A 12,127-nucleotide genomic window follows, 5' to 3' on the forward strand; every position below is an offset into this window, starting at 1 on the left:
CTTTAAACTATATCGCCACCACCGCCTCCACCACCGCCGATCGCACTCTGATCAAGCGCTTCCATCTCCATGACATAGCCGCGCGCGATCACCTTTACTGACAGTGTGCCGGTGCCAGCATTCGCGACTGAAACACGGAGAGAGGTGACGCCATCTTGCACTGCAGGCGAAAAGACCTGCCTACCGCCAGCTGCCGTCTTGGTCACTGCAGATGGCGTGAGGTAGGCGCTTTCGCTCAGCGAGTCGGGGCCTATCTGAATACTAGGCGAGCCGCCAGCGCTTATTGCGCTCACAACAACAACATCAAATGCGTCTACAAAAAACATTGCGCGAGGAGGCAGATAGATTTGCGTCGATGCCGCACCGTCTGTCAGGTCTATGAGATCACTGCCCAAAACTATTTGCTCGCTAACAAGCCCCAGGGCATCGGGTATAGCTGCACCACCAGCTGCCTCAACGAGCTGCTTGTAAGGCACGCCAGACGGTATTAGCCCCTCATCGATTAGTGGCTGAGGAGTTGGAAACGGCTCAAAAGAGAGGTACGGCAGTGCGTTGCTCTTGCGTCCGCCCGCCAGCGTTGAAACAGCCGCCAGACCTATGGCCACACTTCCCTCTTGCAGAGTTACCGCTGCCGGAGATAGGGCGCTGCTAGCAGCCCCAAACGCTCCGCTCGAAGCGCCGAGCGATAAAGAAAAGTTGGCCATTGCTGAAGAGTTAACGCCCAAAGCCGTGGCGTTTTGCGAGTCGCTATAGGAATATTGCCCAAAAGAGGACGCACCGTTAGCGCGCGCCGCCGCGCCGCTTCCAATTGCGGTAGCCCCCGGGCCTGCCGTGTTGGAGTTTTCACCAACACAGACATCAGACGAACCGAAAGCACTGGCCCCGACTCCTAGCGCTACAGACTTAACGTTGCCACAGCTAGCCCCCCTGCCTATCGCAATTGCCTCAAAGGACGCCGTGTTCGCGCCACTGCCAACGGCAATGCTGTGATCGCCAGTAGCTCGGGTCGCGCGCCCAACAGCAAGTGCCGCGGTGCCATTTGCGCGCGCGTCACTGCCGACAGCGACACCGCCCTCAGCAGTTACGGTACTGCGCTCACCCACAGCCACAGCGCGACCGTTGAGCACATCAGTCTGAATATGCCCCGGAACGTCAACTAGTGATTCCGAACCAATTGAAACTGACTTATGCCCCGAGTGGTAGAAAACAGGCCTAAGGCGATGGCTTCTTGGCTCTCTGCTTTTGCCTGATCACCCACCGCCACTGCGGCGTTTTGACTGGCTTTTGCCATATGGCCCAAGGCAACAGAAAACTGAGCAAACTCCGTTTCGGCTTGAGAGCCAAGAGCCAGGGATCCGGCGCCACTTGTTTTTGCGTCAGTACCCATCGCAACCGAGTCGGTACTATTGCACTCTGCACGAAGTCCTATAGCCATTGATTTCTGAAAAGTGACCCTAGATGCGCGACCAAGTGCAAGAGCATCGCCTACTCCGCTAAGCCCTCCGCTAACATCAACCGTTGCATCCTCGCCCACAGCGATCGAGTTAAGCGCGCGTATGGTAGCCCTTAGACCAATCGCAATACTGGTCCCTAGTTGCTCGGTGACGCCGTTCTCTCTACCAAGAATCACATCTTTGCCAATTGCCACTCCAGCCTGACCTTGAAGAACTGACGAGCTGCCAATTATTACAATATCGTCATGGGCGAAGTCATCCAGCCCCTTTGCTGTCAGCCTGGCTTCAACGCCCTCGTCTGTGAAAAACTCTTTGGCTTCAGTACCCTCCTGCCCCCTGATCACGGTTACAGCAGCGCCATTAACTTCCGTTGCATGCACTACTTCCCTTTTTAGGTCGCCGCCTCTACCGTCAGAAGCAAACAGTGTTAGCGCTACGCGCGAGTCTCGCTCAAGCACTTCCGCAATTTTGTCAGCTCCAGACTTCAGCTCTATCGTGGTGCCCGATGCAGTGACAGGCGCTGCAAGCAATGCCTTAAAGTTGTTAATGTGGCCAAAGTACATATTAGGCTTCCTCGGTAACTAGGATGGTAAGCAGCTGTCTGTTCTCCACGTATTCGCTTGGCACGCCGATAAAGCAGCCATCAGGCATCGACACCGTGATACTGGCGTGCAGACGCACAAGACGGCGGGCGCGATCAACTACAGCCATGGGCAAGCCAGAAAGCGAGATTGTTAGGGTTCGATCGCCTGGACTGTGCCCGCGATTCGTTACCGCCACGCCACCATCTAGCGTGCGCACACGACTCACCCGGCGGCTTAAGTCACCCATCGACGTGCCTTCTCGGTGCGGCAACAGCAAAGCGCCAAGCGGGTCATAGCTCCGCGCAGCTAATCCTATTAGGTACATACTGTGTCTCACTTTCAGGTATCAGGGTGCGGTGCTGTTAATGCCCAGCAGGAACTCAGCGCTTTCGGCATTTGCGCGCAGTTGAATTTTTTCGAGGACTTGCCACATGAACATTTCAAGCGCGGGTTCTAATCCATCGCTTTCGATCTTGATTAGCCCTTCGCCGTTCTGCAGCGCTTTTGTTTTAGCAGTCAGGCTTTCAATCTGCGCATCAATCAGCCGGCCCTGCTGCTCTGCGGCTTGCTCTTGAACTTTTAGCTGCTGATCAATGGCGTCTCGCGCTCGGAAGCGGTCGCTGCCGCTAAGGCTTCCGCCGCCCAGCGTGTCAAACATGCTAGCGGCGGCTTCTGCTGTGCTTGTGATGGTCGCGCTTGTAGCGTTTAGGATCGACTCGACCCGCTTTGCCTCGGTTTCCATTTTCGCCACTTGGAAATCAACCGAGAATTCGATGTTTTTGATACGCTCGTTACTTGCCAGCTGTTCTAGCGCCAGCGTTTGCTCTAGGACGGCTTTTCGAGCCTTTAGTATTGCGTCTTCACTACTTAGAGCCTCGCCAGCCAGCACCTCCTGGCCTTTGGCTGCGTCGTTGGAGCTATCTCTTAGCCTGAGTAGCGCGTTTCTTAATTCGTTGTATTTGGCTTCATCGATCTCGCCTGAGTCGTAGGCATCTTGAATGCCACGCAGCGCCTTACCAACCGCTTCTGCACTGACAATGACCCCTCGCCCATCCTTCTCGAAAACCTCTCTAACTCTCGATAACGACTCGGGAAGCTCGTCCAGCTGATCAAAGAAAGGGGCTTCTACGCGCTCAAGGCCTGCGCGCATCTCGTTGCTGGCAGTAGCAACCGCAACGGCAGCCTGTATTGCGGCATCGCTGATCAGCTTAATATCGTCAGTGCTTTCGCCGCCTATCCGGCTAGCAGACTCTGCCACTTTGATAGCAGCATCAATGGCGGCGTCAGAAAGCTGGGTAAAATCCGCCTCAGCTTTATCACCCCAGCCAAAGCGGTCTGACAGGGCAACGTAACCCTCTGCCAGCTTTTGAATACTAAAAAGCCCGGCTTCCGTCGTGACCCGCTGCGCGCCAGAAGTTTTTTCTAGCTCTTCGACCAGCTCATCAGAGAAATTGAACTTAAAATCATCGAACTCTTCCAGCGTGCTTTTTAGCTCGGCAAGCCCCTGAATCGCCAAGAAGGTGGCCCCCGCGGGGCCAGCAAATCGACCTAGCATGGTGACCATGCCGCCTAATGCTCTTGTGGCCACGACGACGGCACCGCTAGAACCGCCTAATAGCGCGATAGCGCTGGTAAATAACGCTAGTGCGCTTAACACGGGTGAAATTACTAGGCTTAACCCTCCAATAGTGCCTGCGAATTGGGCTATTTTGGGGTCTAGTTCGGTTACCCACTTAGCCAGTTCAGTTAATTTCTCAAGAAACGGGCCGATAGTGGTTATAGTCTCGGCAGTAAACTCCCAAGAAGCTGAACACCAGAACCAAGCGTAGCGATAACGCTGGCGAGGCCTTCCACGGTGGTAACGTCAGCGCCATCAAACAGGCTGCCAATCGCATCGCGCACAACTTCGAAGCCGTTAACGAAACCATCAAACACGCCTTCAGTTTCAAGCGCGGCGGGTAGATTAGCCGCCACATCTTTTAGGCCCTGCTCTAGGGACTGCATTACCCCTTCAATCAGGCCCACGAACTGCTGGAGCTGACCATTGCTAACACTGACACCAATACTGCTAAAAATACTGGCAATGGCCTGCTGTATACCGCCAAATTCATCAAGCAAAGGATCGCCGATCGCAATCAAGGTAGCGGTAAAAGCGTTCGAGATGCGCTGATTTCCCTGCTCAACCGTGCCAGCCATCTTGTTGTAGGCTTCTTCAGTTGCGCCAGCGCTATTGCCCATGGCATCAATGTTTTGAGCAAACGACTCAGCGCCCAAGCCTGTCAGCGTCAGCACCCCGTTCAGCGCTTCAACGCTTCCGAATAGCTGTGCTATCTGCTCGGTGTTTCCGCCTGTCGCCTCTGCCACATTGTTTAATACGGCTCTAAGGCCCTCACTCTCTAGTGCTGTGGCACTGAACTCTAGCCCTAGCTCCTCGGCCAGCGTTCTTGCAGCGCTCGCAGGATTAATCAAGGCAGAGATTGCAGCGCGGATCTGTGTGATTGATTCGCTCGTGCCAGAGCCGGTAGCTGTCAGCGTGGCGATGCCTGCCAGTAGCTCTCCAAAGCTCACGCCAGCGGTAGCAGCCAGGCCGGTTACCTGAGCCAGCGACCCGCCTAGCTCTGGGATGGTGGTCTGCCCGTTTTTAACAGTTGTGAAAAGCTGGTCGCTAAAGGTGGACGCCTGATCCATACCTAGGCCGTAGGCGTTTAGCGATGAAACCAGGGTCGTTAATGCGTCGCCTAAATCTGCCTTACCTGCAACAGATAGCTGCTCAGCAGTATTCACCGCATCAAGAGATTGCGTGTAGTCAACGCCCGCCGATATGGCATTGTAAACCGCACCGTTCACTCTCTCGATTGAGTTGGTGCTTTGAGCACCATACGCCAGCACTGATTCTCTAAACCTATCAAGGTCATCAGCAGGCGCGTCGATCAGCGTACTGATTTCTCTAAACTGTGCATCAAAGTCGCCAGCCAGCTTAATAGCCAAACCAGTTACGGCAACGCCACTACCAAGCAACGCGGCCTCGAACTTCAATAGGCCCGCAGTCGCGTTAGCTATTGGGTCAACCACGCCTTGGGCGGCACCCACGATACTATTCATTCGTTTAGTAGCGCTATCGACACCCGAGCCCATTCTATCGACGCCTTCAAAGATAATGGCAACGGTTTGTTCTAAATCGGCCATAAGGCACCTCTAAAAACGGGCAATAAAAAACCCGCCGGAGCGGGTTAATGGGAAAGTTAAGCGGGAGCTGCCAAGCTGGCTAGTTACCGCGATTACTGAAATAAGTGATCTTGCCATCGCAGGCACGGGCAGAACCTGAGATCCAGCCCTCTCTGTTTCGCCAGGTTAGCTCCTCGCAATTCTGCCCACCAATAGAGTAGGCGCGGCGATTATCTGGCCGCCCATCATATTGATGGCCTGCGTGACCGTTGATCCGGTTGGCACTACGCCGCTGGCTCGCGCTCGGACATCAGCATTCCTGGCGTCCAACCGCTCCTGGTAGCTACTAGTTGAAGAATTGGCTGACTGCAGGCGTTGCCTACTCTGCTCAAGTTGACGCTCAAGCGCAGTCTGCTGCCTTTGTAATTCCTGAATTCTGGCGACTCTACCCGCCTGCTGAACAGCAGTAGAGTCCATGTCAGAAACGGCAGCTGATCCCATAGGCACATGAACCGAGCCAAGTGGGCAAGGTAAGCTCTGATACGTCACATGATCAGCGCCGTCGATGCATTTATAAATTTGATCCTGCGCCACTGTCGGCAATGACGCCACCAAAAACCATACTGCCCATATTGCTCTACGCATCGCTTCCGCCTCGCCGACTCATTTCGCTTAGCGTAGCATTATTTACGATTGCGCTGCTCGAAGTACAGGCCCATAGGTCGCACTCAAGGTCAGTCAGCATAGCTAGTGGGAATAGGTCGGGCCTGACGCGAAACAGGAATTCGCCCTTCAAGTCGCAGAGCTGGAGGGCGAGCTGGATGCTAGGCTGCCTGAAGAGCGCTTGGGCTTTCCCGCTTCGCTTCCCAGCCCTGTCAGCGTGGTGATTTTGTTGGTCAGTTCGTAAAACTCTACCGGAAACGCCTCGGCTAGTTTAACGGCGACCTGGTGCGAGCATTCGGGCGCAACGCTGGCAATGGTCAGCATCTCAATACGCCGCGCAAGATCGTCGGGGACGCTGCTGCCGGTCCCGATCAACTCCCGGATAGCGTCGGTCATCTTCTCTTGCTTGTCAGAGCTGAGCGCATCAATCACGGCGTTCTTGTTGCGATTGCGCGCTTGGGCCTCGTTTACACGTGCCAACTCTTCGCCAGTCAGGCCACGCACCCGCCATACGGGCACTTCGTCTTTTTTGGTGCCCTTGAACCAGTCGCGCAAATCCTTTACTGGCACATCTTCTTCGCGGCGCTTGAATGCAGCGCTGGCGAAGCGGTTCGCATCAAATTCCATAGCGTTCTCCAGCCACAGCCCTGACCGTTTATGCCAGGGCTGTGGCAATTAGCGGTTACTCAAAATCTGCGGTTTCTTGCTCAGCAGAGACCGTGCACGCGATGTTGACGTGATCACCCGCTGGGTATGTGCGTCCAATACCCAAAATGCCCTGCGTTAGCGAGAACGGCGAGCGGTTGCGATCCTGGTACCAGCGGAACCAGAGACGCTGGTTTTTCAGCCGTACAAGCGGGTCGTTAGCGTTGCCTTCGCCGTAGTAGGTAAACGATGCCTGGCCCAGCGAGCGGGAAACACTGCCCAGCGTGCCGTTGTAAATCTCGGTTGACGTGGTTGAGTGTGAAGTTTCCGCCGGCACCCAGTCGCTGGCACGCGGGATCTCGGCAAAGATTGGTGTGTAGCCACGAACTGACACTTTCTTGGTCACGCTTCCTGTGTGAATGCGTGGCAGCTCTGCTGCAAAATGCACCTCGCCGGTAGCGGGGTCCGCCTCGAACACAGGGCTGTCGTAGCGCTCCTGATGCAAGCCGACCACTTGCATGATCTGAGTGTCAGAGACAGGCGCAGCATCGGCACCGTTCACACGTACTTGGCCGATCTCGATGCTTTCTACGGGGATGAAGGGCGGGCCACCGGCTTCACCGCGCTGCTCGGTAAATGCGCTGCCCTCGGTGCCTGAAATCGCCTCCAGTGCACCGCTCGCATCAACGGTAATGCTCGTGATCATGTGCGTGGCGGTCGCCGCGCGTGAAACAGACACATCGCCGCTTGCGACATTGACCACGCCGTCAGCCTCAGCCGCCACTGCCGTGGGCATGTAGGCGCTAAGCGCTGATACGGTCACATTGTCGTTACCGCTGCCTGCGCGAATCTGGCCGCCTGTTGCCAGGCCCCATGGGCGCACAGAGGCATCAAACCCCGCGCGGGCGCTCCATGGCGCAAACGTGGCTTCAAACACCATGGCGTCGCCGGTGTCGCTCATGTGCTCCCAATCATTAAAAGACTGGCCGGACTCGTACTCTAGTTTGGGGTTTTCAGTGATCGCCACGGGCGCTCTCCTGTAGTGCGTTATCAAAAGCCCGGCGAACGGGCAAGAAAAAGCCCGCGCAATGGCGGGCATAGCAGTGCTCTTCGCTCGCGCTTAATTAAGCAAGCTTTCCCTCTGAGGCAGGTAATCGCTACCTACGATCTCATTAATGCGATTAGTGCGGTAAAGCGTTTTCTCTAGCATGTCGTCAGTACCCTCCAGATCACCCCGCAGCTGTAACGCGCCGCTATCGATCGCACTCAGCACTTTTTGCACGCGCGCTAGATAGGTCGTTTTAGCAACTTCGCTCATCACTTTGCCGCCAAGATATTCCGCGGATAAGTGGCAAAGCATCACGGTGAGTGCTTCGATCTGCTTTGCCTGATCTGCCACGACCTCATGCAGATCACCCACCTCAGCTTCTATCTTTCGACGTGCTGACGCTTTAAGGTTGCGGATGGCGGGCAACTCAAGATTGGCGGCTGTCATCTCATCAGTAGTAGGCGCGCGCCCTTCCGTCGGAATAGCGTCGGCTTTGTACCAGCGCACCCCGGCGGCGTGCCCGAGCGATTGCGCACCCTGCGGCTCTGTCTGGCGCTCGCCGTTTTGAGTATCAATAGGCTCAATCACAAATAGCGGCATTCTGTCGCTCCCAAGGCTGATCATAAATAACCGAGCGCACAAATCCCTCAGCGTTAGCGTGACTAGCATGGGCTAACCACGAACTAATCTGCATCTGCACGTCACGCACGTCGACATCGCCGGCTGAGTATTGCTGACGAAGCCGATTCACGCGGCGCTTAAATCGCTTCATGCTTCCTTTGCGTAGTCGTCGCTTGTGCGGCCACATGTGGTAACCAACGAAATCCAAGCCTCGGCCATTTGCTGGGCTTACTGGAAAAACGCTGGTTTTATGGTTAGTTTCCAGCGCCAGATGCTCTGCGAGCCACCAGTCCAGCTCGATGCGCCTTTTATGCAAGTGTTGCTTATCCGGCCCGATAATCAGCCAATCATCCATATACCGACAATACCATCGCTCGCTTAGCCGGCACTTTACATGCTGATCAAGTGCATCCAGATAGACGTTAGCTAGCAGCTGGCTAATTAAGTTGCCTATCGGCATGCCTTTCCCTGTCTTTCCTGGCTCGTGATAAGTATCGATCATCGCTTCTAGCAGCAGAATTGTTCGCGGACACTTAATTGCACGATTTAGTAGGCTCTTGGCTATTACGTGATCGATGCTAGCGAAATACTTCGCGATGTCTGCCTTCAGCACATAAACCTTACCGTGACTCCGGAGACACTCGCCTAGCATGGCCTGGGCCTTATCCGCCGCGCGGTGAGTGCCTTTACCCACGCGACATGCATAGCTGTCCGATATGAAGCGCTTTTCCCAAATAGGCTCTAGCACGGCATACATGGCATGCTGCAGCACACGGTCCCGAAACTGCGTTAGCGCTGTGATTCGCCGCGTCTTTGGTTCGTGTACATAGAAATGTCTATAAGGGCCAGTTGAATAGCTACCCCAGTGCAAGTGGTTAAGAAGCTCAATAAGGTTCTCTTCAAGCCGTAACTCAAACCGCATGCAGGCATGGCTATCGCGGCACCCTTTTCGGGCGCTTAAATACCCTGTGTGTAATGCATCAAAATTTGCATAGCGTTCAAAAAGGTGGCCTGTTCGTGTCACGCTGCTTCCTTGCTGTAGTTAAAGGCGCGCCTTGCGGGCTTCCGCTTAGTACCACACGCAAGGCGCTTACGTTTTTTCGGCTCTGCCGAGGGCTATGCATCCGTTTGAAGGCGCTGGATGGCAGCCCGTGAGCCACCATCTTCTGGCCAAATCAAGCGCGAGAGCCGCAGCCCGATATTCGTATTCGAGTTGGAGCGCGCATTGTTGAGATTCAGCGCGGCCAAGCCAGCGTTGGCACCGTTGTTGCGGTTGCCGCCACGGATCGGGAAGCGGAGGGACAATTCAACACATAGCCCTTTCTTACTAATCGGCCTGCACTTGCGGCGTAGGCGGGTTACTGCCGATCCACTTCAGCCAGCCACCAATCATGCATCCGATTTCATACAGGTGCTCACTCCATATTTGATATTTGCGGATGGGGAGAAAGCCCAGCTCATAGCTAACTCGAATGAGCGAGCGAAGCACATCAAGCTCGGTGTCGACGGCGCTTGCGGTAGTTTTCTTGTGGTATCTACGATTAGTGGTTAACACCAGCCGCAACAGCTCGTACATGCACTGGCGTATTTCTGCTGCAAGCGTGTGCTTTTCGCTCTTGGGAAACTGACGTAACGCGGAATACCCATACACAATCATGCGCTCAATCTTGAGCTTGATTTTCAAATCTTCCATGCAAAAACCTTAAACGCCGCTATCGCGGCGAAAACAGAACCCAGGTATCCAGATGCCCGATTAGACCAAACGCGAGAGCCGCAGCCCGAGATACGCATTCGAGCTGGAGCGCGCAATGATGAGAAACAGCGCGGCCAAACCAGCGTAGGCACCGGTGCTGCGGTAGCCGCCACGGAGCGGGAAGCGCTCGCCGCTGAGGTTCGTGTATAGATAGCCGTCAGGATCTGAAACGCCATTAGGGACAATCAGCGCGCGCTTTACCGACTGGGGCGCGCCAGCGCTATCAACCGTTGACCACGTCCGATTACTAGGCATATCCCAGCCAGTATCTACCCAGGCGTTTTCTGCTAACGCTGGATCGTTATCGGGAGTTAATAGAATTCTCCCATCAACCATCTTGAAGCCGCGTACCCACTCCCAACGATTGCCGACCAAGTCAGCGATGCCGTTCGGGGAGTTGTTATGGCTCCAGGTGTTAGGGCCGCTACCTAGCAGCGTGTACTCGTTGCTCACAGAGTCCGCGTCATAAACGCCGCGCTCATGCGGATGGCTATGGCTTTTGCCAAAATCCGTGTTGCCGCGAGGCTGAAAGCCGTTTGCCATGCACCAGAGCGCTACAGCCGACCACTCCCAGCTGCCAAATAGCTCAAAGCCGCTGGCCTGCGCCGCTGAGACTGATTGATCCCAAGTGATGGATCGCCGCCCGGTAGTCCGGGGCTGGCTGACCATCTCGCCATTGATTTCCGCCGCCATGTACATGCCCACCAGCAGCTCGCTTTTCTCAACGCCGTTTTCAATAAATGCTTCATGGGTACCGGTGCCAAGCTCTTGGCCAGGCATAAGGTCTTCCCAGCGCAGCTTGGGGATAACGTGCATAAAACAGGGTTGCTTATTGGCGGTGTACTCAACCGTGCACTTGCCGCCGCTGGCCGACTCGACTGAGCGCCGCAGCGGGTCTGGCACGTAAATCTGAAACGTTGACCGGACCTGGTCAATGGCTTCGGCGTCTAGCTCGCTGGCGGGGGCATTATTCTGTTTATGCGCTACCGCTCCTGTTGCGTCCGACACATAAATATCAAACCCTTCGCCGGTACGCACGTAATACACGGTATCGGGTACCAGCACATTAGGCAGCGTCGATACTACCTTTTCAGCTCTAAATTCTGCCATGCATCACCTCACCAGCTGTTGGACGCCCATGCGGTGACCGGCAGGCTGCCGCCGTAAGTCATGTTGCCGTTGGCATCTTCGTCAATTTTATCGAGCTGGGTTTTGTTTGCGTGGGCGTGGCGCTTGGTTACTGCATCATCAATATCGGAAACAGCGCTTACAGGTTTATCCGCAAGGCTCGACCAGTTGAAATTAATATCTAGCGATTCGGCTTCGGATATTTTTGTCCAGCTGGTATCGCTATGTCGATAAGCGTAGGTTGCCGCGCCGCTTGCTACGGTCGCATCTGCTGACGCGTCTAACACTAGCACCAAAGTGTTGCCTTCGAGCACAAGCGCATCGCGGGCCGCTATATCGTTGACGATCTCTAATGTATTGGCGCCACCGCTGGCCATTGAGGCGTCGATCAGCGCCTGAACATCCTCTTCATCAATGACGCGCTTCACGGTGGCAGGGTCGTTGCCGGTGACGTAAATTTCGACATAATCGGGTCGGGATGCTGGGGCGACAAAATAAATGCTGTTGGCGGTTAGCGTGCCAGGTAGCGCTGTTTCGCGATACACGGTTAAAGATGCCATGGTTATTTTCCTCTTATTACCACTGTGTAGATGCCCACTGCATTGCGCCACTAGGGCCGCTGCTACCTGGTGGCCCTGGGGGGCCTTGAATACCGGGAACGTAAACGGTCTTAACTTCCGCGCTAGGCGGGACAATCACGGTTATGCGATACACCACGTTAGCCACTGGATACCTCCGCACTCAGGCTCAAATTGCCGCTTAACACGGTGCGGCTTTCCTGCTCGCTCACCAGCGACACATCCCAATGATTGCGCGCACCTAGCTGGCGGGTGGCGTCAGGCGCCATGAACAGCTCTACCTCGCTGCCGCTAATCGTGACCTGCATCGGCACTGCATCACTGCCGGCTCGGTCAGTGGCTCGCACAGCAGCAGCCACCTCTTTGCCCGCTAAATCCAGCGGCGCGCCGCTTTCCTGCTCAGTCAACGTCACAATCAGGCGCAAGCTATCGCCCCGGACCATGCTTATATCTAGCCGCTGGGGCTGTAGGTCGATGCGAGACACATC

Annotated in this window: 15 protein-coding genes; all 15 read right to left on the reverse strand. The window is 55.3% G+C overall.

Translation table 11 applies throughout. The features are described 5' to 3' along the window. Positions 1-2: 2 nt before the first annotated feature. The 15 genes from REH51_RS18780 to REH51_RS18850 all read right to left on the reverse strand — a co-directional run bounded on the left by REH51_RS18780 (position 3) and on the right by REH51_RS18850 (position 12,124). On the reverse strand, positions 3-1,127 hold the full coding sequence (locus REH51_RS18780) for a hypothetical protein (protein WP_498936545.1): 1,125 nt from the start codon (positions 1,125-1,127) through the stop codon (positions 3-5). Positions 1,128-1,156: 29 nt separating this feature from the next. Beyond that, complete coding sequence (locus REH51_RS18785) at positions 1,157-2,017, reverse strand: hypothetical protein (protein WP_498936547.1); 861 nt, start codon at positions 2,015-2,017, stop codon at positions 1,157-1,159. Between the two features lies 1 nt (position 2,018). Beyond that, a complete protein-coding gene (locus REH51_RS18790; RefSeq protein WP_009724497.1) occupies positions 2,019-2,363 on the reverse strand; it encodes a hypothetical protein in 345 nt (114 codons plus the stop codon). A 21-nt stretch (positions 2,364-2,384) separates the two neighbouring features. Beyond that, a complete protein-coding gene (locus REH51_RS18795) occupies positions 2,385-3,695 on the reverse strand; it encodes a hypothetical protein (protein ID WP_498936549.1) in 1,311 nt (436 codons plus the stop codon). A 119-nt stretch (positions 3,696-3,814) separates the two neighbouring features. Further along, complete coding sequence (locus tag REH51_RS18800) at positions 3,815-5,224, reverse strand: phage tail tape measure protein (protein WP_498936550.1); 1,410 nt, start codon at positions 5,222-5,224, stop codon at positions 3,815-3,817. A gap of 165 nt (positions 5,225-5,389) precedes the next feature. Beyond that, the gene (locus REH51_RS18805; protein WP_498936552.1) at positions 5,390-5,848 is read right to left on the reverse strand and encodes a DUF4124 domain-containing protein; all 459 of its coding nucleotides are present in this window, start codon (positions 5,846-5,848) and stop codon (positions 5,390-5,392) included. A gap of 147 nt (positions 5,849-5,995) precedes the next feature. Further along, positions 5,996-6,493 (reverse strand): hypothetical protein, encoded by a 498-nt coding sequence (locus tag REH51_RS18810; RefSeq protein WP_009724500.1) that lies wholly within the window; start codon positions 6,491-6,493, stop codon positions 5,996-5,998. Between the two features lie 55 nt (positions 6,494-6,548). Beyond that, the gene (locus REH51_RS18815) at positions 6,549-7,538 is read right to left on the reverse strand and encodes a hypothetical protein (RefSeq protein ID WP_009724501.1); all 990 of its coding nucleotides are present in this window, start codon (positions 7,536-7,538) and stop codon (positions 6,549-6,551) included. A 93-nt stretch (positions 7,539-7,631) separates the two neighbouring features. Further along, positions 7,632-8,159 carry a hypothetical protein gene (locus REH51_RS18820; protein WP_009724502.1) on the reverse strand — a complete coding sequence of 176 codons (528 nt, stop codon included), beginning with the start codon at positions 8,157-8,159 and terminating at the stop codon, positions 7,632-7,634. Next, positions 8,140-9,204 (reverse strand): reverse transcriptase/maturase family protein, encoded by a 1,065-nt coding sequence (locus tag REH51_RS18825; RefSeq protein WP_009724503.1) that lies wholly within the window; start codon positions 9,202-9,204, stop codon positions 8,140-8,142. Before REH51_RS18825 ends, REH51_RS18820 begins: the two co-directional genes overlap by 20 nt. 92 nt (positions 9,205-9,296) lie before the next feature. Further along, positions 9,297-9,485 carry a hypothetical protein gene (locus tag REH51_RS18830; RefSeq protein WP_009724504.1) on the reverse strand — a complete coding sequence of 63 codons (189 nt, stop codon included), beginning with the start codon at positions 9,483-9,485 and terminating at the stop codon, positions 9,297-9,299. Between the two features lie 22 nt (positions 9,486-9,507). Then, positions 9,508-9,873, reverse strand: a complete 366-nt coding sequence (gene avd, locus REH51_RS18835) for a diversity-generating retroelement protein Avd (protein ID WP_009724505.1) — start codon at positions 9,871-9,873, stop codon at positions 9,508-9,510. Positions 9,874-9,933: 60 nt separating this feature from the next. After that, positions 9,934-11,043, reverse strand: a complete 1,110-nt coding sequence (locus REH51_RS18840; RefSeq protein WP_009724506.1) for a hypothetical protein — start codon at positions 11,041-11,043, stop codon at positions 9,934-9,936. 8 nt (positions 11,044-11,051) lie between these two features. After that, positions 11,052-11,621, reverse strand: a complete 570-nt coding sequence (locus REH51_RS18845) for a hypothetical protein (protein ID WP_009724507.1) — start codon at positions 11,619-11,621, stop codon at positions 11,052-11,054. A 158-nt stretch (positions 11,622-11,779) separates the two neighbouring features. Then, the gene (locus REH51_RS18850; RefSeq protein WP_009724508.1) at positions 11,780-12,124 is read right to left on the reverse strand and encodes a hypothetical protein; all 345 of its coding nucleotides are present in this window, start codon (positions 12,122-12,124) and stop codon (positions 11,780-11,782) included. Positions 12,125-12,127 lie beyond the last annotated feature (3 nt).

The sequence above is a fragment of the Halomonas bluephagenesis genome, assembly GCF_054790765.1.